Raw genomic sequence first — 22,731 nt, 5'->3', positions numbered from 1 at the left:
CGGACTCAGCCGGTGAGCAGCGCTTCGGCGATCCGCCGGAACGCGGCCACCAGCCGGCTGCGATCCCCGGCGCGGGTCGCCAGCACGACGTGGCTCGGCTCGACGTCCTCCAGCGGGACGGTCGTCAGATCGGGACGCAGGCTCTCGAGGCGGTGACCGCCAGGGACGATCGCGATCGCCTCGCCGCCGGCGATCAGCTCGAGCTTGTCCTCCATCGACGTGATCACCGGGCCGTCGGGCGCCCGGCTGCCGTCCGGACGCGGGTCGATGCGCCAGAACGCCTCCCACTCCGGCTCGCCGGGCACGCGCGGCAGCGGCTCGCCGGCGATGTCGTCGACCCGCACCGACTCCTTGCCGGCCAGCCGGTGGTCCCGCGGCACCAGGAGCACCCGGGGCTCGTCGTGGAGGACGGTCACGTGCAGCCCGTCGGTGGCGAACGGCATCCGGCCAACGGCCGCGTCCACCCGGTGCTCGAGCAGCGCGGCGGCCACGTCGTTCCACGCCAGGTGCTGGGTGCGCACCTCGGCGCCCGGATGCCGGTGGCGCAACTCGCGCACCGCCGGGGTGATGATCAGGTTCGCGCTGTAGCCGAGGGTGATCCGGTCCGGCCTGGCGGCGGCCCGGGTGCGCCCCGCGGCGCGGGCGGCCGCGCGCAGCAGGTCCTTCGCCAGCGGCAGGAAGACTTCGCCGGCTCCGGTGAGCCGGGTGCCCTGCGGGGTGCGGTCCAGCAGGCGGGCGCCCAGCTGCTGCTCGAGAGCGCGGATCTGCCGGCTCAAGGACGGCTGGGTGATGTGCAGCGCGGCGGCGGCCCGGCCGAAGTGCCGGTGCTCGGCGACCGCGGCGAAGTACCGGACCAGCCGCAGGTCGAGGTCCGCGTGTTCCGCCATGGAACACAGTCTACCTGGGGTGATGCCCGGATCGTATCGTCGGATCCGGAACAAGCTTTGGACTGCGCCCTCGGTGCGCGAGCACGGTGGAAGCGGCGGCCGGGGAAGGATCCCGGCCGGATTCGCGAGGAGTGCGCATGCGTGTGTTCGTCACCGGCGCCACCGGGTTCATCGGTAGCGCCGTCGTCCGTGAGCTGCTCGGCGCGGGCCACCAGGTGGTGGGACTGGCTCGCTCGGATCGGAGTGCGGCGCAGCTCACCGCCGCCGGCGCCGCGGTTCACCGGGGCTCGCTCGACGACCTGGACAGCTTGCGGGCCGGTGCGGACGGCGCGGACGGCGTGATCCACACCGCCTTCGTCCACGATTTCACCGCCTTCACCGCGGCGGTGGACACCGACCGGCGCGCGATCGGGGCCCTGGGCGAGGCGCTGGCCGGCAGCGGCCGTCCGCTCGTGATCGCCTCGGGCACGGCCGGGCTGGCCCCGGGCGAGCTGGTCACCGAGGAGACCGTGCCGGCGCCGGGCACGTTCGCGCCCCGATTCCCGAACGAGGAGGTCGCGCTGGCGTTCGCCGGGCGCGGGGTGCGGGCGTCGGTGGTGCGGCTGCCGCCGTCCGTGCACGGCGAGGGCGACCGGGGTTTCGTGCCGCAGCTGATCGCCGCCGCCCGCCGGGCGGGCGTCTCCCGGCACCCGGGGGCCGGGCGGTGGCCGGCGGTGCACCGGTTCGACGCGGCCCGGCTGTTCCGGCTGGCGCTGGAGAAGGCAGCGGCGGGAGCCCGCCTGCACGGCATCGGCGAGGAGGCCGTGCCGGTGCGGGCCGTCGCGGAGGTGATCGGGCGGCACCTCGGCGTGCCGGTGACCGCCGCGACGCCCGCCGAACTGTCCGAGCAGATCGGGTTCGTCGGCGCCGTGTTCGCGATGGATGTGCCGGCCTCGAGCGAGCGCACGCGGCGTGACCTGGGCTGGGAACCCGTGCACCCGGGACTGATCGCGGACCTCGAAGACGGCCACTACTTCAAGGGATGACATGACTGCCACACACCTCGGACCGGCCGGGGGCGTTCCTGCCGGTCCCCTTCGGCAACGCCCCATCGCCACGCGCCCTGGTCGACGCCGCGATCGTCCTACGGCGGCGCCACAGGGCCCGCGGCGCCTGCTGTTCGCACCCGACCTGGAGGTCGACGAGGTCGCGTTCGCGCTGCCGTTCACCTTCGAGCACGACGACTACGTGCAGGCCCTCACCAACATCGCCACCAAGCTCGGACCCGAACTCGGCCGGCAGCCGGCGTAGCCGGGCAGAGCAGCCGGAGTCAGCCGGTGAGCAGCGCTTCGGCGATCCGCCGGAACGCGGCCACCAGCCGGCTGCGATCCCCGGCGCGGGTGGCCACGACGTGACTCGGCTCGACGTCCTCCAGCGGGACGGTCGTCAGAACGGCTCCCACTCCGGCTCTCCGGGCACGCGCGGCAGCGGCTCGCCGGCGATGTTGTCGACCCGCACCAATTCCTTGCCGGCCAGCCGGTGGTCCGCTGCACCGGAGCACCGGGCCACGGTCGACGCCCTCCGCGGGCGGGCGCCGACCGTGGTCGTGGCCGACCGGTTGTCGGTCTTGGTACCGCAACGACCGTCCCGCCACACCCGGCCCGCACAGCAGAAACCCGCCGGCCCCCGCGGGTTTTCCGTGCTGCTGGTAACCATGTGGTACCGCATGCACCGGTTGCGCGGCTTCACGCCGTGGCGGCAGTTGCCTCGATGCGGGCGCCACGACGGCGCAGCAGCGTGTCGAGCGCGAACGCGCCGGGACCCGTGAACACCAGCAGGAAGAACACCCAGCAGAACAGCGCCGCGGTTTCGCCCTTGTTCTGCAGCGGCAGCAGGCCGTTCGACTGGTGGACGACGAAGTACGCGTAGGCCATGGATCCGGACGCGATGAGTGCCGCAAGGCGGGTGAACAGACCGGTCATCACCAGCACCCCGCAGACGAGCTGGATCACTGCCGCGTACCAGGAGGGCCAGACGCCGATGGCGACTGCGCCACCCTTGGTGCCAACCGCGCCTCCGAAAATGCCGAAGAGAGAGGCTGCGCCGTGACAAGCGAAGAGCAGGCCGACCACAAGCCGGAACACGGTGAGCGCGTAAGTCGTGAGGTTGCCGGTGCGCGAAAGGCGGAGGGGCATGGGAGACTCCTTCAAACGCTTTACTTAAGCAAGGCTTACCTAAGCTAGAAGCTGAGCCGATCGCAGTCCAGGTGCCGTGATGCGCATCACCGCTCATCGCCGATCCGCGGGAAGGTTCGACTGCACCCTTCGTCGTGGCGTCGGCGCGTGCGCGCACCCAGCGCCCGGCCCGCGCGTATCGAGTACGCCGAGATTTCGCCGAGCAAGCGGGAGCCACACCAGCGCGGGAAGGGCGATGCGATGGCGACGTGGGTGCCGGTGAAGGCCGGGAAGGCGTCGGTGATCTGGCCGCGCAGGCTCGCGTTGCCCACGGCGGACAGGAACAGCCCCGCGTACGAGCGCAGGTGCGTGTCGAGATCGTCGCGCTCGTCGTCTCCCCGGTGCACGCCTTCGAGAGCCGCCCGGCCGACGGGCCCCGCCCCGCCCCGACCCGGCCCCGGTCGCGCGCGCCGAGGTGGCCGTGCGCGCCGGTCTGGGCCTGGTGGGGGATCGCTACTTCAACCGTCCGGCGCACCGGCAGGCCGCGGTCACCGTGTTCGCCGCCGAAGCACTCGACGCGCTCGTCCGGGACCTCCGCCTGGACGCCGCGCCGGACCCGGCGCGCACCCGCCGCAACATCGTGCTGCGCGGGGCGGAGGTCGACGCCCTGGCCCACACGCGCACCGCCGCGGGCGCGGTGTTCAGCCTCGACTCCGGCGGCGGACCGGTCCGGTTCCAGGCGCACCGGCCGGCGCATCCCTGTGCGTGGATGGACGTGGCGCTCGCGCCCGGCGCTTTCCGCGGGCTTCGCGGCCACGGCGGGGTCCGGTGCGTGCCCCTCGACGACGGCGCCCTCCGCCTCGGCGCGGCGACCCTGCGGGTCCTCCGCGGCGGGTGAAGCGCGCGAGCCGGTGCCGCCGCTGCCGGCCCGTGTGCTGGCTCAGCGCTTGCGCGCCACCCCGGCCCACACCACCGAGTCGTTGGGCTCGGCGAACTGGACGTCGGGAGCGTGTTCGCCGTTCTCCTCCGGGTGCCACAGCGGCGTCCAGGTCGCGCCGGGCTCCACCATCTCCAGATCGCCGAACAGCGCCTCGATCTCCGCCCGCGGCCGCCAGATCACCGGTGTCGCGGTGGCGTCGTACATCTTGCCGAACTCGGCCATCTCCCGGGCGCGGCTCTCCGGCACCCCGTCCGCCGTGCCGTGCGAGAGCACCAGGTACGAACCGGGCGAGAGCAGTTCCCGGTACCGCGCCACCGCGGCCGGACCGACGTCCGTGCCGTCCGGGCCGGGCTGGGTGACGTGCAGGACCGCGATCAGCAACAGCGCCACCGGCTGCGTGAGGTCTATGACCCCGGTCTCGGCGACCTTGCGCCACAGCAGGTCCGGGTCACGCAGGTCGGCCTGGATCACACCGTGCCGGCCGGGGTCGCCGCCCTTCTCCAGCAACATCTGCGAATGCGCCACCGCGACCGGCTCGTTGTCGATGTAGACCACGCGCGTGGTGTCGTCCAGCTCGTCGGCAACCTGGTGGGTGCTGCCCATGGTGGGCACGCCCGACCCGACGTCGATGAACTGCCGCACCCCCTGCTTGACCAGGTACCGCACCGCGCGGTGCAGGAACAGCCGGTTCGCCTTCGCCGCGGGCCGCACGAACGGGAAGGCCGCCAGAGCCTTCTCCGCGAACACCCGGTCGACCGCGTAATTGGCCTTGCCGCCGAGGTAGTAGTCGTACACCCGGGCCACGTTCGGGTGGTCCAGGTCGACGCCTTCCATCGGGAACTGCTCGAACCGGGACTTCGCCATTCCTGCCTGCTTCCCCCATGCGAGATCGACACCGATGTCGCGATACTAGCGACATCCCGGCGAGGCGGGAGCCGCTAGCCGAACGGCCCCCCGTCGATCCCGCAGGTCGCGCCCGGCGCCGGGAGCGTGCCCGCGATCAGGTACTCGCGCTTGACCTTTTCCGCACAGGTGCTGTGCACGTACATCGTGCTGTGCCCGGCGCCCTCGACCACCAGCAGCCGAGCGTCGGCGAGTTCGTGCAGGCCGTCGATCGCCCCGGCGAGCGGGGTCGCCGGGTCGAACCGGCTGTTGATCACCAGGATCGGGTTCGCGGTCGGCCGGTTCCACGGCCCGGTGTACGGGCGCACCGCCGACTGGGGCCAGTACGCGCACGACATCATGTCGAACACGCCGATCCGGCCGAAATACGGCACCCGCTTGTCCTCGCTGACGGCGAGGCGGCTGTAGACCGCCTCGTTCCGCGGGACCACGCTGTCCGCGCACTGGATCGCGTTGAACGCCTCCGTGCTGTTGTTCGAGTAGGTGTCCGACCGCGCGCGGAAAGCGCTTCCCGGTGTGTCGTAGAGCTGCTGCAGCGTCCGCGCCAGCGCCGGCCAATCCTCCGGTTTGGACAGATCCGAGGCGGCGGAGATCAGCGCGGAGTAGTCGTAGGTGACCTGCTGCCCGTCGACGGTGATGGTGACCGGCTCGCGCCGGACGCGCTCGGCGAGGGTGGCCCACTTGGCGTGCACGTCGCCCGAGGAGAACGCGCACCGCGGCCCGGCGGCCGCGCACCGGCCCAGGAACTGCTCGAAGGTTTCGGCGATACCGGTGGCGACGTCCTGCCTGGTGTCGACGGGCAGGGTGCGGCCGGCGTCGCCGTGGCCGCCGGCGCTGCCCTGGAAGTCCATCGAGCCGTCCATCGCCAGGGCGCGCACCCGGTTCGGGAACAGGTTGGCGTAGATCGCGCCGATGTGGGTGCCGTAGGAGATGCCGTGGTAGGTCAGCTTCGCGTCCCCGACCGCGCGGCGCAGCAGATCCAGGTCACGCGCGGTGTCCACGGACGAGGTGTGCGGCAGCAGGTCGCCCGCCTGCGCCTGGCACCGGTCGGCGAGATCGCGGGAGGCGCTGTAGAAGGCCGGCTCGCCGGTGGGGTCCCCGGGCATGGCGGGGAACGCCGCGAAGAAGTCCTGCTGTTCCCGCTTGGTGGCGAAGCAGTGGACGGCCGTGCTGGCGCCGACGCCCCGCGAGTCCCACGCCACCAGGTCGAAGCGGGCCCGCAGCTCGTCGGAGAACAGCCACGGCCACTTCGCCCGGAGGCGCAACCGCTCCACCCCGGAGGGTCCGGGCCCGCCGAAGTTGACGAACAGCGTGCCGATCCGCCGCGCCGGATCGGCGGCGGCGAGTTTGATCAGGGCCAGGTCGATGGTGCGTCCACGGGGGTGCTGGTAATCCAGCGGGACCTGGGCGGTGGCGCACTGGAAACCGTCGCCGCAGCCGGCCCACGCCAGCGACGGGGTCGGCGCCTGGTCGGCGAGGTCCTCGGCGTGGACGGGCGCGGTCACGGCCAGCAGCCCGCACGCCAGCAGGACCACCATCAACAGATGGCGAATTCTTTTCACGATAAATCCCCAGTATGTCGGCTGCACACGCATTCAACCGGATGCGGTCAACCGCCGACCGGGAGGGTCGATTCACCACCGCTCCCAGCGGACCGGGCCGGCGCGGATGTCCGGCTCCCCGGGCGAGGGCCGGCGCCGCACCGGCCGGGGTGGATGCGGCGGTGCCGGCGGAACGGGCCGCTCCCGCAGCGCACGGTAGGCGGCCAGCACCTCGGCGAGCCGGTCGGGGTCGGGATCGGCCGCGTCCGGGTGCAGTTCGCGCACCAGCCGCCGGTAGGCCGCGGCGATCTCAGCCGGCGTCGCATCGCGGGGGACGCCGAGCACCGCGTACGGGTCCATCCACACCACCCCTGCCGTCACAACGGCGCCCGCCCCGGCCGGGTTCCGGTGTCGAAACACCGGCGCCGGTTTCGACGTCTCCGGTGACAATGGGAAACCGAGGGCGAGGAGGACGCCATGCCGGCACTGGACAAGGAGTTCGACGCGACCCTGCGGAAGAGTCCCGCCAAGGGCGGCTGGACCTACGTGGTGATGCCGGGCTCCGCCGACTACTTCGGCACCCGCGGGCTGGTGAAGGTCCGCGGCACCATCGACGGGCACCCGTTCCGCAGCTCGTTCATGGCGCTCGGCGACGGCACGCACAAACTACCGGTGCGGGCCGGTGTGCGCCGGGCGATCGGCAAGGACACCGGCGACACCGTGCACGTCCGGCTCGAGGAACGACTGGGCTGACCCGGCGGTGAGCCGCCGCGTCAGCGCCGCTCGTGCCCGGCGCGCGCCGGCGGGCGGCGCGCCAGACGGGACAGCAGCCCGGGTTTGCGGCCGCTCGAGGGCAGCCGCCCGGCGATCGCGTCGTCGAGCAGGCTGCTCACCGTCTCGTGCGCGCACGCCCGGTTCGCGCCGATCCCGCCGGACGGTCCCCGCTTGACCCAGCCCACCACGTACGTCCCGGGCGCCACGCGTCCGCCGTCATGCGGAACGGTCCCGCTGTCCTCGTCGAAGGGCAGCCCGGGCAGGGGCGTACCCCGGTACCCCACGGCGCGCACCACCGCACCCGCGGGGATCACGACGTCACCGGACACCCGCAGCCCGGACACCCGGTCCGGGCCCAGGATCTCCTCCGGCGCGGAGTGGAAGCGCAGCACGATGCGCCGCTTCCCGGACTCCGGCGGCGGCGCGGCCCAGTCGACGGTCTCCTGCTTGAGGTCGCGCAGCAGCGCGGCCCGCTCCGCCGTGTCGATCGCCTCGGTGACCCGCGGGTCGTGCGCGTCGACCACGAGCTCGATGTCCTCGTGCCGGGTGAGCGCGAGCAGTTCCGGCGTGGTGTAGGCCGCGGACTCCGGACCGCGGCGGCCGAGCAGCACCACCTCGCGCACGCGGCTCGACCTCAGCCGCTCCAGTGCGGCGGGCGAGATCGACGTACCGGCCAGCTTCCGCGGGTCCGTGGTCAGGATGCGCGCCACGTCCAGCGCGACGTTACCGGTACCGACCACGACGACGCGGCCGGCCGACAGGTCGACCGGATCCGGCGGGGCGTCCGGGTGCCCGTTGTACCAGGCCACCACGGTGGTCGCCGCGACGCTGCCGGGCAGATCCTCCCCCGCGACCCCGAGGCGCCGCGCCGCGGACGCGCCCACCGCGTAGATCACGGCGTCGTGCCGGCGCGCCAGCTCGTCCACCGTGACGTCACGGCCCACCTCGACCCCGAGCCGCAGGCGCAGCCGGGGATGGTGGTGGTAGCGGGCGAAGGTCTCCCCGATCTTCTTGGTGGACGGGTGGTCGGGCGCCACCCCGTAGCGCACCAGCCCGCCGGCGACCGGCAGCCGGTCGATCAGCGTGACGCGGGAACTGGTGTGCAGCAACAGGTCCTCGACCGCGTACATGCCGGCCGGCCCGGTGCCGACCACCGCGACGTCCAGCGCCGGGAAGTCGCTGGGGATGGCGCGGTCGAACACCGGCGGACCCCACGCGTGGAAGTTCGGCGCCGGATCGGCGGCCACCGGTTCCGCGTCGAAGTACCCGGCGTTGATCCCGGCGTAGGGCCGCAACGACTCGGTGAGGCCCTCCACCGGGAAGATCGCGTCGACCGGGCACGCATCGGCGCAGGCGCCGCAGTCGATGCAGCTGCGCGGGTCGATGTAGAGCATCTCGGTGGTCCCGAAGTCCGGCTCGTCCGGGGCCGGGTGAATGCAGTTGACCGGGCACACCGCCACACACGACGCGTCGGTGCAGCAGGTCTGGGTGATCGCGAAGGCCATGACGTCTCAGAGGAGGTTCGCGCGCTTGTAGAAGACGGCCGCGGCCCTGGTCAGCAGCCCGGCGGAGTTCAGGAACTCCATCAGGCCGGCACAGCTGGAGCGCAGCATCGCCTTGTGGTGCTCGTTGGCCTTCGCCTCGCGCAGGGCACGCCGGGTGTCCAGGCCCGCGTTGGCGTACACCTTCGGGTTGACCATGCTGCTCACGATGAAGTAGGCGGCGATGGACACGACCAGCGCGTTGTACTGGCGGCGCAGCGGCCCGGCACCCTTGAGCCGCTCGCGGGTCTCCTCGCGGGCGAACTTCATGTGCCGCGACTCCTCGACCACGTGGATGTTGTTGATCGTGCGCACGAACGGCACCACCCGCTCGTCACGCATCCAGTCGCGCTGCATGACGTCGAGGACCTCCTCGGCGACCAGGATCGCGGCGTAGGCGGCCTCGCCGGTGGCGGTCGACTTGAAGACCCGGCCCAGCTCCACGGCGAGGCGGCGGGGCCGGTAGGCCGGGGCGCGCAGCTTCGCCGCGCCGCGCGCGAACATGATCGAGTGGCGGCACTCGTCGGCGATCTCGGTGAGCGCCCACTGGAACGCCGGGGCGGTGGGGTCCTTGGCGTAGAAGTCCCGCAGCACCATCTGCTGCAGGATCATCTCGAACCAGATGCCGGTGCTCGCGACCGACGCGGCTTCCTGCCGGGTCAGTTCGCGCTGCTGCTCGGGCGTCATCTCGGCCCAGTACGCGGTCCCGTAGAGGGTGCTCCACTCCGGGCTCGCGCCGTGGTAGCTCGTGTCCAGCGGGGTGTCCCAGTCGACCTCCTTGACGGGGTCGTAGGACAACGTCTCGGACGAGTCGAGCAACCGCTGCGCGACCGATTCGCGGTCAGGCTGCCCGGTGTCCGCATGCTCGTGCGTCCCGACGCTGGTCATGGCACCCTCCCTGACACCTCTGCCTGTTACCTCGATTTACAGTTACCCAAGGTAACACATCTGGGCGCGGACGCAAGCCGGGACACCGGGGCGCTCGACGTGACCGCCCCCGCCGACCGCACCCGGTGCCGCGCCCTCCGGCGGCCAACACGCCGCGCCGAGCAGCAAACACCGCGCGCCGAGCAGCAAACACGCCGCCCGGAGCGGCAAACACGCCCGTGTTTGCCCGTCCCGGCGGCGTGTTTGCCCGTTCGGGCGGCGTGTTTGCCCGTCCCGGCGGCGTGTTTGCCGGGTCGGGCGGTCAGCTGGGTGCGGTGAGGCGCGGCCGGGTGCGCGCGGCCCACCGCGCCGCCGGGAACGTCGCCCCGCCGGCGGCCAGGAACAGGGCGGCGAGGACGAACCAGCCGGGCCGCCCCCAGGCACCGACGAGCAAGGTCATCAGCGCCGGGCTGATCATCTGCGCCCCGGCCTGGGCGGAGGCGGCGAGCCCCTGGTACCGGCCGGTCGCGCCGGGCGGGGTGAGACCGAGCGTGAGCGCCCACTTGGCGGCGATGAACCACAGCTCACCGGCCAGGTGCGCGGCCGCGGCGAGCAGCACCAGACCGGCGGCGAGAACCCCGCTGCCACCGCTCGTGGCGGCGAACAGCAGGCACGCCGCGGCCAGCGCGGCACCCGACCACGCCGCCCGCACGGCACCCCCGCGGACGCCGGTGCAGCCACGGCTCGCGACGACCTGCAGGAGGGCCACGCCGAGCGAGTTGACGATCACCACGACCCCGGCGAGACCGGGTGGCAGGTGGGTGCCGCGCACCAGCCACAGCGGCAGCGCGGTCGAGACCAGTCCCCAGCACAGCGACAGCAGCCCGGTCGACGCCACCACCGCGAGGAAGGCCGGATCGGCGACCAGGGTCCGCGGCCGGTGCTCCCGGACGGCCGGCCGCACCGCCGGCACCCGCGTGAGCAGCGCCGCGCAGGCCAGCGAGGTCGCGGCGTCGACCACGATCAGCGTGTGGAACGCGGCCGGGCTGCCGAGCGTCAGGCAGACCGCTCCGCCCGCGGCGCCGATCGTGTAGCCGAGGTGGCTGGCGACCCGCTGCCGGGCCAGGTGCGCGACGCGGGTCTGCTCACCGGCCAGCTCGGCGACGTAGGCGGTGCGGACCCCGGCGATGGCCCGGTCGGCGGTGGTGTTGACCAGCGCCACCGCCAGGAACACGACGGCGTGGTGCGCGAACACGAACGCCGCCATCGACACGCCGTCCACCGCGATCAGGGCGATCAGCAGTTCCCGGGGGCCAAGCCGGTCGGCCAGCGCGCCGACCGGCGTCGCCGCCAGCAGGCCCGCGGCACCGGCGACCGTCAGGCCGGCACCGACCAGCGGCGCGGACAGCCCGGCGACGGTCGTGAAGTAGACCGCCCACGTCGTGTACCACGCGCCCCCGCCGGCGGTGGTGACGAGCCCGCCGAGGGCCAGTACCCGGAACGGGCCGGGCGGCGGGATCTGGTCGCGGCAGTACCGGCGCAGCATCTCCATCACTGACATCTATCACGTATCCGTGAAATGTGAAAGTCGATGGTAGAGTCGGTTCCGTGACCTCCCTCGGATGGACCAGCGCCGAGCAACCGGTGGTGGCGACGGTGACCGGGCTGGCCCGTGAGCTGGCCGACCCGATCCGGCTGACCGTGCTGCAACTGCTCGCGCACGAGGGGCCGCACGGGATGACCCAGCTCGCCGACGTGCTCGGCGTGACCCCGGCGCGCCTGGGCAACCACCTGGCGAAGCTGCGCCAGGCCGGGCTGGTCACCACCGAGCAGAGCGGGCGGCACGTCACCTACCGGCTGGCCGACCCCGCGATCACGGTCGTGCTCGACGCGCTGGCCGACTACGCCGGCGGAGCGCTGCCCCTGCCCAGCCCGGCCGCGCCACCGGAACGGCTTTGCTACGACCACGCCGCCGGGCGCCTCGGCGTCGCCGTGCTCGACCACCTGCTCGCCGCGGACGCGCTGCGCCGCCGCGACGACACCGACGAGCTGGAGCTCGGCCCGCGGGCCGCCGAGGTGCTCGGGCGCTGGCGGATCGACCCGGCCGCGCTGTCCGCGAGCCGCCGCAAGACGGCGACCAGCTGCCTGGACCGCACCCTGCGCCGCCCGCACCTGGGCGGCGCGCTCGGCCACGCGATCCTGACCGGGCTGCGCGCAGAGGGCATCGTCGACGTCGACGCGGACGGCCGCACCCTCACCCTCCGGCCCGGCGCCGGCCGGCGTCTCGCCGAGCTGCTGCCGGGGCTGGACCTGACGCCGCGGGCGGCGGCAGGCTGACCGGTGCGGGCGGCGGAATACTGGACCGGTACCCGGGGTTGGCCCGAGGGCAGGCCGGGCTATCCGGACCACGCGGTGAGAGGTGATGCGAGATGCGGACGTTCGTGCTGGCCGGCGGGTGCTTCTGGTGCCTGGACGCGGTCTACCGGACGCTGCGCGGGGTGCAGGACGTGGTGTCCGGCTACACCGGCGGTGACACGGCCCAGCCCACCTACGAGCAGGTCTGCACCGGACGGACCGGGCACGCCGAGGCCGTCGCGGTCACGTTCGACCCCGAGGTGATCCCGGCCGAGGCCATCCTCGACGTGTTCTTCACGCTGCACGACCCCCGTCAGCTCAACCGCCAGGGCGCGGACGTCGGCACCCAGTACCGCTCGGCGATGTTCTACGCCGACGACACCCAGCGCGCCGAGTTCGAGGCCGCGATCAAGCGCGCGAGCGAGTGGTGGGACGGCGAGATCGTCACCACGCTGGAGCCGCTGGGCGAGTTCCACCGGGCCGAGGAGTACCACCAGGACTTCTTCGCGAAGAACCCCGGCCAGGGCTACTGCCTGGCCGTCGCGCTGCCGAAGGTCAACAAGGTGCGCAAGTCCTTCGCCCAGTACGTGATCTGAGGGCAGTGCCGGTCAGCGCCCGCGGGTGCCGGTCAGCGCCCGCGGGTGCCGGTCAGGGCCGGTTTTCGACGAACGCGGCGAGCTTGGCCAGCGCCATGCGGGTCCCGGTCTCGTTGTCGGCGGGGGCGACCGAGGCCGGCAGGCCGTCGTGCTCGATCACGACCTCGGTGCCGCCGTCGGCGTCGGCCAGGGTGGTCGTCATGGTCATCGTGCCCCGCGACGCCGGGTCCGGACTGTCGAACTCGATGACCTCCACGACCCGCCGACCGGGTTCCAGCACCGCGAACCGACCGGAATAGGTGTCGGTGCGGGCGCCGGACTTGCCCGCCCGGCCGGCGTCGTCGTAGACGAGGGAGATCCGGAACCGGCCGCCCTCCCGCGCCTCGAAGGAGTGCACCCGGCTCGTCATGTCGTTCGGCACGCGCCACACCGCGACGGCGGCGGCGTCGACCAGCGCCCGGTAGACCTCCGCGCGCGGCGCGCGCACGAACCCGGTGACCCGTGTGGATGTCATCCACCCATTGAACCTCCCTCGCGACGCGAGGACCCTGGAACTCCTCCGGAAGCGCAAAGGAGCCCGCCATGTTCGGCAACGCGGAAGAGGTCCTGGGGTTCATCGCCGACGAGAACGTGGAGTTCGTCGACGTCCGGTTCTGCGACCTGCCCGGCATCATGCAGCACTTCACGGTGCCGGCCGCGGCCTTCGACGCCGCGGCGTTCGAGGAGGGGGTGGCGTTCGACGGGTCGTCGGTGCGCGGGTTCCAGTCCATCCACGAGTCGGACATGCTGCTGCTGCCCGACCCGTACACGGCGCGGATCGACCCGTTCCGCACCGAGAAGACGCTGATGATGAACTTCTTCGTGCACGACCCGTTCACCCGGGAGTCCTACAGCCGCGACCCGCGCAACATCGCCCGCAAGGCCGAGGAGTACATCAGCGAGTCCACGATCGCCGACCGAGCCTTCTTCGGACCGGAGGCGGAGTTCTACATCTTCGACTCGGTGCGGTTCCGCAACGTGGAGAACACCGCGTACTACGCGGTCGACTCGGTCGAGGGCTGGTGGAACACCGGCCGCGAGGAAGGCGGCGGCAACCTCGGCTACAAGACCCCGTTCAAGGCCGGTTACTTCCCGGTGTCGCCGCGCGACCACTTCGCCGACCTGCGGGACCGGATGGCGCGCAACCTCGCCGCCGTGGGCATCGAGGTGGAGAAGGCGCACCACGAGGTCGGCAGCGGCGGCCAGGCCGAGATCAACTACCGGTTCAACACCCTGCTGCACGCCGCCGACGACCTGCAGCTGTTCAAGTACGTCGTGAAGAACACCGCGTGGGAGCAGGGCAGGACGGTGACGTTCATGCCGAAACCGCTGTTCAACGACAACGGTTCGGGCATGCACTGCCACCAGTCGCTGTGGGACGAGAACGGGCCGTTGTTCTACGACGAGTCCGGCTACGGCGGGCTGTCCGACCTGGCCCGGCACTACGTCGGCGGCATCCTGCACCACGCGCCGAGCCTGCTCGCGTTCACCAACCCGACGGCGAACTCCTACCACCGGCTGGTCCCGGGGTTCGAGGCGCCGATCAACCTGGTGTACTCCCAGCGCAACCGGTCGGCGTGCGTGCGGATCCCGGTCACCGGTTCCTCGCCGAAGGCCAAGCGCATCGAGTTCCGCTGCCCGGACTCCTCGGGCAACCCGTACCTGGCGTTCTCCGCGATGCTGATGGCCGGGCTGGACGGGGTGCGCAACAAGCTGGAGCCGCCGTCACCGATCGACAAGGACCTCTACGAGCTGCCGCCGGAGGAAGCACGCGACGTGGCGCAGGTTCCGGCGTCGCTGGAGACGGCGATCGACCGGCTCGAGGCCGACCACGACTTCCTGCTGGAGGGCGGCGTGTTCACCGAGGACGTGATCGACACCTGGATCGGTTTCAAGCGCGACACCGAGATCACGCCGCTGCGGCTGCGCCCGCACCCCTACGAGTTCGCGCTGAGCTACGACGTCTAGCGTCCGCTGTGGACGGACGGCGTCCAGCGCCAGCCGGCGCGGCGCAGTGCCTCCGCGCGTGCCAGCACGTTCTCCAGCCGGGCCGCGCTCTCCGCCTTGTCCCAGTACCGGTCGTCCGCCGTGGTCTGCGCGTCGTGCTTGCGGTACCGCACGCTCGGCTCGGCGATGAACTCCCCCGGCGCGACCGCCTCGGCCGCGAGCAGCAGGCCGACGGTCTCCGCCCCGGTGAGCGCCGGCCAGCCGCCCAGGGCGCGGACCAGCCCGGTGTGCGCGGCGAAGGTGTTGGCCTGCACCGACAACCGGTCGTCCAGCTGCTCGGCGTGGAACCGGCCCGGCTCGACGGGGCCGCCCGGCGGATCGAACGGGCCGGGCCGCAGCGTCCCGTCCGGCAGCAGGTCCACGCAGGCCGAGGTGCACCACGCGACCCGGCCCAGCGCCTCGATGTCGCGGGCCAGCGCGCCCGGCAGCAGCACGTCGTCCGCGTCGAGGGTGCGCACGATCTCACCCGTCGCCCGGGACAGCGCCATGGTCCGGGCCACCGCGGCGCGCGCGGGCAGCCCGGAGCCGGCCGAGATGCGGTCGTCGTCGGGCAGCAGTTCGGCCACCAGACCGGTGTCGCCGTCCTCCTGCAGGCACCACTCCCACACCCAGCCCGGCGGCAGCTCCTGCGCAAGCAGCGAGGCGTAGGCCTCCCGCAGGTAGTGGTGACCTCCGTGGTGGACAGCCGTGATCACGCTGACGGCAGGCAACGAACCCCCAGAAACGCCCGATGTCCGGGCCGGCGGTCGGCTCGCCGGCCCGGGCACCATCACAGCAGATCACCGTCCGCGGGCGGCAACCGGGCGGAACGCCCGGCCCCGGTGGGTCAGCGGACGACGTCGTAGACCAGCTTCTGGACGCCGTTGCGGTAGCCTTCGCTCTCCCGCAGCGCCAGGCGCTGCTTGTCCTTGTCGGTGTCGCTGAACAGCCGCTTGCCGGCGCCGAGCAGGAGCGGGAACACCAGCAGGTGGTAGCGGTCGATCAGGCCCGCGTCGGACAGGTGCCGGTTGAGGGTCGCGCTGCCGTGCAGGATGATCGGGCCACCGTCGGTCTCCTTCAGCGCCGCGACGTCGTCCAGGGAGCGGAGGATGGTGATCTCGCCCCAGTTGCCGACCAGGTCCTCCTCCTTCAACGTGGTCGACACCACGTACTTGGGCATGGCGTTGTAGCCGGCGAACTCGGTGGTCATGCCCGGCCAGACCGGCGCGAACGCCTGGTAGGACACCCGGCCCATCAGCATCGCCGTGGCCTCGCCCTGCTCGCGGCCCTTGATCTCGTAGGCGGCCGCGTCGAACTCGATGTCCTGGAAGGTCCAGCCGCTGTTGCGGTAGCCCGGCTCCCCGCCGGGCGCCTCCACGACGCCGTCGAGTGAGACGAACGCGGTGCTGATCAGGGTGCGCATCAGTACTCCTTCGTTGTTCTGACCTGCTCTTTCATCAGCACATCGATCGAGCACCGCCGGATTCGACATCCTGGCGGTGTTTTTTCGGCCGATCATCCTCGTGCGGGGGCCGCACGAGGATCGCGCGCGTGTAGAGCAGACCGAAACCGCAGCTCTGGGCGTTGCGCTGTGATCGCGACGCCGGTGCGGTGGTGACCACCGCGAGGTCACAGCCGGCCGCGGCGGCATCGGCGAGCCGGGCGGACAGCAGCGCGGTCTGGATCCCGCGGCCGCGGTGCGCGGGGAGGGTCGCCGCGCCGGTGAACTGCGCGAGCCCGTCCTCCACGGACATGCTCGCGGCACCGGCGACCACCCCGTCGCACACCGCCACGTAACGCCGGAGACCCGGCGTTGCGAGGTCGCGCAGGGCGCGTTCGAGCACCGCGCGGGGAAATCCCTCGTGCGGCGGTCCCGCGGTATCCGGGCTGGTGAACCCGTCCAGGGCGACGCCGAGCCAGGCGCCGAACTCGTCGTCCCCGCTCGCCCGGACCTCGATCCCCGGTGGAACCACCCGGCCGGGACCGTCCCCGGGCGCGCGGCCGAGCACGTTCCCGAACGACTCCAGCCGGTACCCGCGAGTGGTCAGCAGTGCGCCGATCGCGGGATCGACGAGGTGGGCGAGCTCGACCTGCACCGGCGATCCGCACGCCGCGAAGGCCAGCTCGACCTCACTCAGGGCCTGCGGGCCGGGCAGGCCGCCGAAACCCAGCCCGGCGACCTTGTTCAACGGCGAGCCGTCCTCGGCGTAGCACGCCACTCCCCCGGCGACGGGCCGCACGAAGGCGGCCGGGCCTGCCCGCCGGCGCGTGGTTTCGGTGGCCGCGGCGATGCGCCGCGCCTCGGCGCGCTCGATGCGTTCGGCCAGCGGAAGATCACAGAAGGGCACGGTCACGCCGGCAGGGTAACGTCCCGGTCGCCGCGGTTCGCCGGAATTTTCGCCGGCACCGCCGCCGTGCCGCGGCGGTCACCCGTTGCCCGCGGTGCCGACACCGGAGCGACCCGCCGCTCCGGACGACCCGGCGTCACCGGCTGGGGTCACCGCACCCGTGGTGGCCGCCGCCGGCGCCGGCTCGCCTCCTGCCAGCGCTGCACCAGCCCCGCGAGACCCCGGCGGCGCCGGACGAACACGATGCGGCCGGCCCGCGCGGCGGGGCGGGCCCGGGCCGCCTGGAACCGGCGCAACCCCTCGCGGAAGACCTCCGGGTCGCCGCCCACGTCCGGGTGGTGCGCCCGCACGAACGCGCGGAAGGCGTCGCGGTCGAACCCGCCCGCTGCGTCCATGGTCGCGCTCCTCGTGCCCGGGGGTGCCCGCCCACGGTACCCCGGGTGGCCACGGCAGCACCGGGACGAGCCGTGCCACGGCGAAATTAGGGTGGTGCGATGACGTCGATCAAACAGTTCCAGGTCACCTTCGACTGCGCGGATCCCGAGCGGGTCGCCCGGTTCTGGTGCGAAGTACTGGGGTACGTGGTGCCCCCGCCCCCGCCGGGGTTCGCCTCGTGGGCCGAGTTCGACCGCTCGCTGCCGCCCGAGCACCAGGGTGCGGCGTTCGCCTGCGTCGACCCCACCGGGGTGGGACCGCGGTTGTTCTTCCAGCGGGTTCCGGAGGGCAAGGTCGTCAAGAACCGGGTCCACCTGGACGTGCGGGTCGGCACCGGGCTCACCGGCGAGGAGCGCCTCGCCGCGCTCCAGGCCGAGCGCGCCCGGCTGGAGGCGCTCGGCGCGGTGTGCGTGCAGGTCCTGCTCGCCGACGGGGTCAATGAGTCCTGCATCCCGATGCAGGACATCGAGGGCAACGAGTTCTGCCTCGACTGAGGCCCGGCCGGGGTGCGGAGGTTGGACTCCGCACCCCGGTGCCGTTCCATGGGCCGAGCCACGGTCTCCGGCTTGGATACCGTGCCGGGGTAGGGTTGAGTTGGGCTACCCCCCTAGGGTATAAAGATCAGGTCGGCGGACGTGAGGAGAAGGACATGCGGGGTTACACGAGCGACAAGGACGGCTACCTCACGCGGCTGCGCCGGATCGAGGGCCAGATCCGGGGGCTGCAGCGGATGGTCGAGCACGACGAGTACTGCATCGACGTGCTGACCCAGATCGCGGCGGCGACGAAGGCCCTGCAATCGGTGTCGCTGGGCCTGATGGACGAGCACCTCAAGCACTGCGTGGCCGAGGCCATCGCCACCGGTGGCGACACGGCGGACGCGAAGGTGCGCGAGGCGAGCGAGGCCATCGCCCGGCTGGTGCGTTCCTGACCATCGAAAGGACGAGACAGATGACCCAGCAGACCTACACCGTGACCGGCATGACCTGCGAGCACTGCGTGCGCTCGGTGAGCGAGGAGGTCGGCGAGATCCCCGGCGTCACCGGCGTCGCCGTGGACCTGCCCACCGGCAAGGTCACCGTGACCAGCGAGCAGGAACTCACCACCGACGCGGTGCGCGCCGCCGTCGAGGAAGCCGGATACCAGCTGACCGCGTAGCGGCAGCCCGAGGACAGGAATGTCATGAACACTGCAGGGAAGCTCTCCGCCTACGGTGCGGCGCTCGTCCTGGTCGCCGGTGGCGCCTGGGCGATCGGCAGCGCTGTCGGTCCCGTCACCGGCGAAGCCGGCACGCGCGGCCCCGAGGAGGCCACGCACGGGGACAGCCACAGCGGCACCGTCGCGGAGACCGCACACCCCGATCAGCCCGCCGGGCTGGCGTCGTCCAGGGGCGGTTACACCCTCACGCCCACCAGCACGATGCTGACCGCCGGGACCACCAACCAGTTCGCCTTCCGGATCACCGGACCCGACGGCAGCGCGGTCACCGCGTTCGACGTGGAGCACGACAAGCGCATGCACCTCATCGTGGTGCGCCGCGACACCGCGGGCTTCCGGCACGTGCACCCGGAGATGGCCGCGGACGGCACCTGGACCGTGCCGCTCGACGTGGCCGACGCCGGCAGCTACCGCGCCTTCGCCGACTTCACCCCGGCCGGGGGCGAGGCCACGACCCTGGGCGTCGACCTGGCCGCCGCCGGCGACTTCCAGCCGCGGACCTACCAGCCCTCGCGCGTCGCGCGGGTGGACGGCTACGAAGTGCGGCTGGACGGCGAACTGGCCCCGGGCGGCACGTCGAAGGTCACCGCCACGGTCACCAAGGACGGCCACGACGTCACCGACCTGCAGCCCTACCTGGGCGCCTACGGGCACCTGGTGGCGCTGCGCGAAGGCGACCTGGCCTACCTCCACGTCCACCCCGACGGCAGCCCGGGCGACGGGAAGACGCAACCCGGGCCCGCCGTGACCTTCTACGCGGAAGCCCCCTCGGCGGGCACCTACCGGCTGTTCCTGGACTTCCAGCACGACGGCACGGTCCGCACGGCCGAGTTCACCGTGCCGACAGCGCCGACAGGGCCGACCGCGCCGACAGGGCCGACGGGGCCTGCTGGGTCCACTGCGCCGACGGCCGGGACCGCACCAGCGGACCCGGGTACCGGCCACGGGCACGGCCACGGACCGGAAGGAGCGTCGCGATGACCTCGGACCTGCAGCAGGCCGCGCCGGCCCGCGACGTCGAGCTGGCGATCGGCGGCATGACCTGCGCCTCGTGCGCGATGCGGATCGAGCGCAAGCTCAACAAACTCGACGGGGTCACCGCGACCGTCAACTACGCCACCGAGAAGGCGAAGGTCACCTTCCCCGCCGACCTCGACCCCGCCGCCCTGGTCGCCCAGGTCGAGGCGGCGGGCTACTCGGCGGAGCTGCCCCGGCCGCGGACCGCGGAACCGGCCGGGACCGCCGAGGAGGACCCGACCGCGTCCCTGCGGCAGCGGCTGATCGGGTCGGCGGTGCTGTCGGTGCCGGTGATCGCGCTGGCGATGGTCCCGGCGCTCCAGTTCACCTACTGGCAGTGGATCTCGCTGACGCTCGCGGCACCGGTGATCGTCTGGGCGGCGTGGCCGTTCCACCGCGCGGCGTGGATGAACCTGCGGCACGGCGCGGCCACCATGGACACGCTGATCTCGATGGGCACGCTCGCCGCGTTCGCCTGGTCGCTGTACGCACTGCTGTTCGGCAGCGCCGGAACGCCGGGCATGACGCACCCGTTCGAGCTCACCATCGAACGGATGAGCGGGGACGGCAGCATCTACCTCGAGGTCGCCGCCGGGGTGACCACGTTCATCCTGGCCGGCCGCTACTTCGAGGCCCGCTCCAAGCGGCGGGCCGGGGCGGCACTGCGCGCGCTGCTCGAACTGGGCGCCAAGGACGTGGCGGTGCTGCGCGGCGGCCGGGAGGAGCGCATCCCGGTCGAGCAGCTGGCCGTGGGCGAGGAGTTCGTGGTCCGGCCCGGTGAGAAGATCGCCACCGACGGGGTGATCACCGAGGGCAGCTCGGCGGTCGACGCGAGCATGCTCACCGGCGAGTCGGTCCCGGTCGAGGTCGGTCCGGGCGACGCGGTGACCGGGGCGACGGTGAACTCCGGCGGGCGGCTGGTCGTGCGGGCCACCCGCGTCGGCGCGGACACGCAGCTGGCCCAGATGGCGAAGCTGGTCGAGGAGGCGCAGACCGGCAAGGCGGCCGTGCAGCGGCTGGCCGACCGGATCTCGGCGGTGTTCGTGCCGATCGTCATCGCCCTCGCCGCCGGGACCCTCGCGTTCTGGCTCGGGGCGGGCGGCACGGTGTCGGCGGCGTTCACCGCCGCCGTCGCGGTGCTGATCATCGCCTGCCCCTGCGCGCTGGGCCTGGCCACGCCGACCGCGTTGCTGGTGGGCACCGGCCGGGGCGCGCAGCTCGGCATCCTCATCAAGGGCCCCGAGGTGCTGGAGTCCACCCGCCGCGTCGACACGGTCGTGCTGGACAAGACCGGCACCGTGACCACCGGGAAGATGGCCCTGACCGAGGTGCACGCCGCCGAGGACGTGGACACCGCCGAGGTGCTGCGCCTGGCCGGGGCGCTGGAGAACGCCTCGGAGCACCCGATCGCCCAGGCCATCGCGGCGGGCGCCCGGGAGAAGGTGGGCGACCTGCCCGCGGTCGAGGGGTTCACCAACGTCGAGGGCCTCGGCGTGCAGGGCGTCGTCGACGGCAAGGCCGTGCTCGTCGGCCGCACCGCGCTGCTGGCGGACTGGGGCCAGCACCTGCCCGCCGCGCTCGCCGACGCCAAGGCGGCGGCCGAGCGGCAGGGCAAGACCGCCGTCGCGGTCGGCTGGGACGGCCGGGCACGGGGGGTGCTGGTGGTCGCCGACACCGTCAAGCCCACCTCGGCCGAGGCGATCCGGCAACTGCGCGGGCTCGGGCTCACCCCCGTCCTGCTGACCGGGGACAACCAGGCCGTGGCCGAGGCGGTCGCCGCCGAGGTCGGCATCGGCGAGGTGATCGCCGAGGTCCTGCCGAAGGACAAGGTGGCGGTCGTCCAGCGGTTGCAGGGCGAGGGCAAGGTCGTGGCGATGGTCGGCGACGGGGTCAACGACGCCGCCGCGCTCGCCCAGGCCGACCTCGGACTGGCGATGGGCACCGGCACCGACGTCGCCATCGAAGCCGGCGACCTCACCCTGGTGCGCGGCGACCTCCGCGTCGCCGCCGACGCGATCCGGCTGGCCCGGCGCACCCTGCGCACCATCAAGGGCAATCTGTTCTGGGCCTTCGCCTACAACGTCGCGGCCCTCCCCCTGGCCGCGGCCGGCCTGCTCAACCCGATGATCGCCGGCGCTGCGATGGCGTTCAGCTCGGTCTTCGTGGTGAGCAACAGCCTGCGGCTGCGTGGCTTCCGCAGCGCGATCGGCTGAGGACCGGTCACCACCGGCCGGCGCCCGACCGGGCGCCGGCCGGTTTGGTGTCCGAAGTGGACGGCAGTCGCCGGCCGGGCGGGAACCTTGGCGATCAGCCGGATTTCGAGTTAGGGTGCGGACAGCGCTCCGGACCCCGGCGCGGCAGCCGGTCGTGGTGAGCCACCCGTGGAGGGGTTATGACGGATATCGCCGAGCAGCCCACGAGCACGGCGCGGCAGCGGATGCCCGGCATCCCGCTTCCCGCCACGGATGAGGGCCGGGCGCGCCCCGGCGACAGCGAGGAAGCGTGGGAGCGCCGGCTCCGGCAGATGGCGATCGAGGCCGGGGAGTTCGTCCGGATCCTGGACCTCCGGCGGCGCGACGTCCGCGCCCGGCCGGGCATCAGCACCGCGCGGCTCGCGGCACTCGACGAGGCCGCCGCCGCGGCGGAGGACCTGGCGTGCAGTGTGCACCGGGCCGCCGCCCTCCTGCAGGACGAACTGGACACGGACTTCTCCACGCTCCGCGCTCCCGGGCCGCCCCGGTCACCGAACTGACCAGGCCTGGTCACTCCGCCAGCGCCTGGCCCACCGTGGGGTACACCGGGATCTCCCGGGTCACGCCGGTGATCTCCAGCGGCCGGCGGATCGCGGCGCGCGTCGCCACCAGGCGGATCGGGGTGGCCCCTCGCCCGCCCTGACGGGCCGACACCAGCTCCCCGATCGCGGCGGCGGCCAGGAACTCGACGGCCGACAGATCGACCACCAGCAACGCGGGCCGCTCGGCGAGCGCAGCCGCGAGGGCCTGCCGCAGCCGCGGCACGGTCGCCAGGTCGAGCTCCCCCGCGAGCCGCACCACGATCGCGTGGTCGCGGCGCAGCGCCTCGGCCGCCAGGCCGGGGCAGTTGCGGGGATCCGGCACCACCGTCAACGCACC

Annotated in this window: 29 protein-coding genes and 1 pseudogene; 13 read left to right on the top strand and 17 right to left on the bottom strand. The window is 72.9% G+C overall.

Translation table 11 applies throughout. From position 1 onward, the window contains the following. Positions 1-5 precede the first annotated feature (5 nt). Positions 6-887, bottom strand: coding sequence for a LysR family transcriptional regulator (locus FHX46_RS11430; RefSeq protein ID WP_167113161.1), 882 nt, complete (start codon positions 885-887; stop codon positions 6-8). A gap of 137 nt (positions 888-1,024) precedes the next feature. On the opposite strand from FHX46_RS11430, the gene FHX46_RS11425 reads away from it, so the two are divergent. Both FHX46_RS11425 and FHX46_RS11420 read left to right on the top strand, forming a co-directional pair. Beyond that, positions 1,025-1,912, top strand: coding sequence for an SDR family oxidoreductase (locus FHX46_RS11425; RefSeq protein WP_167113159.1), 888 nt, complete (start codon positions 1,025-1,027; stop codon positions 1,910-1,912). Positions 1,913-2,012: 100 nt separating this feature from the next. Further along, positions 2,013-2,177 (top strand): annotated as a pseudogene (locus tag FHX46_RS11420) (LLM class flavin-dependent oxidoreductase); the annotation flags it as partial. A gap of 19 nt (positions 2,178-2,196) precedes the next feature. Here FHX46_RS11420 and FHX46_RS28805 read toward each other — a convergent pair. From FHX46_RS28805 to FHX46_RS11400, 4 genes are all read right to left on the bottom strand, one after another. After that, a complete protein-coding gene (locus FHX46_RS28805) occupies positions 2,197-2,328 on the bottom strand; it encodes a hypothetical protein (RefSeq protein ID WP_279589447.1) in 132 nt (43 codons plus the stop codon). Beyond that, entirely contained in the window at positions 2,313-2,582 is a 270-nt protein-coding gene (locus tag FHX46_RS11410) for a hypothetical protein (RefSeq protein ID WP_167113158.1), read from the bottom strand. Before FHX46_RS11410 ends, FHX46_RS28805 begins: the two co-directional genes overlap by 16 nt. Before the next feature lie 29 nt (positions 2,583-2,611). Further along, entirely contained in the window at positions 2,612-3,061 is a 450-nt protein-coding gene (locus FHX46_RS11405) for a DoxX family protein (RefSeq protein ID WP_167113156.1), read from the bottom strand. An 86-nt stretch (positions 3,062-3,147) separates the two neighbouring features. Next, positions 3,148-3,447 (bottom strand): hypothetical protein, encoded by a 300-nt coding sequence (locus FHX46_RS11400; RefSeq protein WP_167109607.1) that lies wholly within the window; start codon positions 3,445-3,447, stop codon positions 3,148-3,150. A gap of 74 nt (positions 3,448-3,521) precedes the next feature. On the opposite strand from FHX46_RS11400, the gene FHX46_RS11395 reads away from it, so the two are divergent. Beyond that, complete coding sequence (locus FHX46_RS11395) at positions 3,522-3,938, top strand: MOSC domain-containing protein (protein WP_243871257.1); 417 nt, start codon at positions 3,522-3,524, stop codon at positions 3,936-3,938. A 42-nt stretch (positions 3,939-3,980) separates the two neighbouring features. Here the strand turns inward: FHX46_RS11395 and FHX46_RS11390 are convergent, their stop codons facing one another. The 3 genes from FHX46_RS11390 to FHX46_RS28800 all read right to left on the bottom strand — a co-directional run bounded on the left by FHX46_RS11390 (position 3,981) and on the right by FHX46_RS28800 (position 6,784). Further along, positions 3,981-4,844, bottom strand: a complete 864-nt coding sequence (locus FHX46_RS11390; protein WP_167113154.1) for an SAM-dependent methyltransferase — start codon at positions 4,842-4,844, stop codon at positions 3,981-3,983. Positions 4,845-4,918: 74 nt separating this feature from the next. Then, on the bottom strand, positions 4,919-6,421 hold the full coding sequence (locus FHX46_RS11385) for an alpha/beta hydrolase (RefSeq protein ID WP_167113152.1): 1,503 nt from the start codon (positions 6,419-6,421) through the stop codon (positions 4,919-4,921). Positions 6,422-6,517: 96 nt separating this feature from the next. Beyond that, positions 6,518-6,784, bottom strand: a complete 267-nt coding sequence (locus tag FHX46_RS28800) for a J domain-containing protein (protein WP_208400111.1) — start codon at positions 6,782-6,784, stop codon at positions 6,518-6,520. A 117-nt stretch (positions 6,785-6,901) separates the two neighbouring features. On the opposite strand from FHX46_RS28800, the gene FHX46_RS11375 reads away from it, so the two are divergent. After that, positions 6,902-7,177 (top strand): DUF1905 domain-containing protein, encoded by a 276-nt coding sequence (locus FHX46_RS11375; protein WP_167113150.1) that lies wholly within the window; start codon positions 6,902-6,904, stop codon positions 7,175-7,177. Positions 7,178-7,197: 20 nt separating this feature from the next. Here the strand turns inward: FHX46_RS11375 and FHX46_RS11370 are convergent, their stop codons facing one another. From FHX46_RS11370 to FHX46_RS11360, 3 genes are all read right to left on the bottom strand, one after another. Next, positions 7,198-8,703, bottom strand: coding sequence for an FAD-dependent oxidoreductase (locus FHX46_RS11370; RefSeq protein WP_167113148.1), 1,506 nt, complete (start codon positions 8,701-8,703; stop codon positions 7,198-7,200). Between the two features lie 6 nt (positions 8,704-8,709). Further along, a complete protein-coding gene (locus tag FHX46_RS11365; RefSeq protein ID WP_167113146.1) occupies positions 8,710-9,627 on the bottom strand; it encodes an AurF N-oxygenase family protein in 918 nt (305 codons plus the stop codon). A gap of 301 nt (positions 9,628-9,928) precedes the next feature. After that, positions 9,929-11,167 carry an MFS transporter gene (locus FHX46_RS11360; RefSeq protein ID WP_167113144.1) on the bottom strand — a complete coding sequence of 413 codons (1,239 nt, stop codon included), beginning with the start codon at positions 11,165-11,167 and terminating at the stop codon, positions 9,929-9,931. Between the two features lie 47 nt (positions 11,168-11,214). Between FHX46_RS11360 and FHX46_RS11355 the strand changes: the two genes are divergently transcribed. Next, the gene (locus tag FHX46_RS11355; RefSeq protein WP_167113142.1) at positions 11,215-11,943 is read left to right on the top strand and encodes an ArsR/SmtB family transcription factor; all 729 of its coding nucleotides are present in this window, start codon (positions 11,215-11,217) and stop codon (positions 11,941-11,943) included. Between the two features lie 92 nt (positions 11,944-12,035). Next, positions 12,036-12,557, top strand: a complete 522-nt coding sequence (gene msrA / locus FHX46_RS11350; protein WP_167113140.1) for a peptide-methionine (S)-S-oxide reductase MsrA — start codon at positions 12,036-12,038, stop codon at positions 12,555-12,557. A gap of 52 nt (positions 12,558-12,609) precedes the next feature. Here msrA and FHX46_RS11345 read toward each other — a convergent pair whose 3' ends face one another. Then, positions 12,610-13,071, bottom strand: a complete 462-nt coding sequence (locus FHX46_RS11345) for an SRPBCC domain-containing protein (protein WP_167113138.1) — start codon at positions 13,069-13,071, stop codon at positions 12,610-12,612. A 68-nt stretch (positions 13,072-13,139) separates the two neighbouring features. Between FHX46_RS11345 and glnA the strand changes: the two genes are divergently transcribed. Then, positions 13,140-14,564 (top strand): type I glutamate--ammonia ligase, encoded by a 1,425-nt coding sequence (gene glnA / locus FHX46_RS11340; protein WP_167113136.1) that lies wholly within the window; start codon positions 13,140-13,142, stop codon positions 14,562-14,564. Here glnA and FHX46_RS11335 read toward each other — a convergent pair. The 4 genes from FHX46_RS11335 to FHX46_RS11320 all read right to left on the bottom strand — a co-directional run bounded on the left by FHX46_RS11335 (position 14,561) and on the right by FHX46_RS11320 (position 17,325). After that, a complete protein-coding gene (locus FHX46_RS11335) occupies positions 14,561-15,298 on the bottom strand; it encodes a glycosyltransferase (protein WP_208400110.1) in 738 nt (245 codons plus the stop codon). The two genes, glnA and FHX46_RS11335, sit on opposite strands and share 4 nt — an antisense overlap. A gap of 131 nt (positions 15,299-15,429) precedes the next feature. Then, positions 15,430-16,005, bottom strand: a complete 576-nt coding sequence (locus tag FHX46_RS11330; RefSeq protein ID WP_167113132.1) for a dihydrofolate reductase family protein — start codon at positions 16,003-16,005, stop codon at positions 15,430-15,432. 34 nt (positions 16,006-16,039) lie between these two features. Further along, the gene (locus FHX46_RS11325; RefSeq protein ID WP_167113130.1) at positions 16,040-16,936 is read right to left on the bottom strand and encodes a GNAT family N-acetyltransferase; all 897 of its coding nucleotides are present in this window, start codon (positions 16,934-16,936) and stop codon (positions 16,040-16,042) included. A 143-nt stretch (positions 16,937-17,079) separates the two neighbouring features. Then, the gene (locus FHX46_RS11320; RefSeq protein WP_167113128.1) at positions 17,080-17,325 is read right to left on the bottom strand and encodes a hypothetical protein; all 246 of its coding nucleotides are present in this window, start codon (positions 17,323-17,325) and stop codon (positions 17,080-17,082) included. A gap of 99 nt (positions 17,326-17,424) precedes the next feature. Here FHX46_RS11320 and FHX46_RS11315 point away from each other — a divergent pair, with 99 nt between their 5' ends. From FHX46_RS11315 to FHX46_RS11290, 6 genes are all read left to right on the top strand, one after another. Beyond that, positions 17,425-17,859 carry a VOC family protein gene (locus tag FHX46_RS11315; RefSeq protein ID WP_167113126.1) on the top strand — a complete coding sequence of 145 codons (435 nt, stop codon included), beginning with the start codon at positions 17,425-17,427 and terminating at the stop codon, positions 17,857-17,859. Positions 17,860-18,014: 155 nt separating this feature from the next. Further along, positions 18,015-18,296 carry a metal-sensitive transcriptional regulator gene (locus FHX46_RS11310; RefSeq protein ID WP_167107314.1) on the top strand — a complete coding sequence of 94 codons (282 nt, stop codon included), beginning with the start codon at positions 18,015-18,017 and terminating at the stop codon, positions 18,294-18,296. 20 nt (positions 18,297-18,316) lie between these two features. After that, positions 18,317-18,523, top strand: a complete 207-nt coding sequence (locus FHX46_RS11305) for a heavy-metal-associated domain-containing protein (protein WP_167113124.1) — start codon at positions 18,317-18,319, stop codon at positions 18,521-18,523. 24 nt (positions 18,524-18,547) lie between these two features. Further along, complete coding sequence (locus FHX46_RS11300) at positions 18,548-19,564, top strand: DUF748 domain-containing protein (RefSeq protein WP_243871256.1); 1,017 nt, start codon at positions 18,548-18,550, stop codon at positions 19,562-19,564. Then, on the top strand, positions 19,561-21,813 hold the full coding sequence (locus FHX46_RS11295) for a heavy metal translocating P-type ATPase (RefSeq protein WP_167113123.1): 2,253 nt from the start codon (positions 19,561-19,563) through the stop codon (positions 21,811-21,813). Before FHX46_RS11300 ends, FHX46_RS11295 begins: the two co-directional genes overlap by 4 nt. 179 nt (positions 21,814-21,992) lie before the next feature. Further along, positions 21,993-22,352 carry a hypothetical protein gene (locus FHX46_RS11290; protein WP_167113121.1) on the top strand — a complete coding sequence of 120 codons (360 nt, stop codon included), beginning with the start codon at positions 21,993-21,995 and terminating at the stop codon, positions 22,350-22,352. A 10-nt stretch (positions 22,353-22,362) separates the two neighbouring features. Here the strand turns inward: FHX46_RS11290 and FHX46_RS11285 are convergent, their stop codons facing one another. Next, the gene (locus tag FHX46_RS11285) at positions 22,363-22,719 is read right to left on the bottom strand and encodes an STAS domain-containing protein (RefSeq protein ID WP_313886279.1); all 357 of its coding nucleotides are present in this window, start codon (positions 22,717-22,719) and stop codon (positions 22,363-22,365) included. Positions 22,720-22,731: the final 12 nt, after the last annotated feature.

It is taken from the genome of Amycolatopsis viridis, assembly GCF_011758765.1.
Lineage (GTDB): Bacteria > Actinomycetota > Actinomycetes > Mycobacteriales > Pseudonocardiaceae > Amycolatopsis_E > Amycolatopsis_E viridis.
The sequence above is the reverse complement of the archived record's forward strand: the minus strand, read 5'-3'. Positions and strand labels throughout refer to the sequence as shown.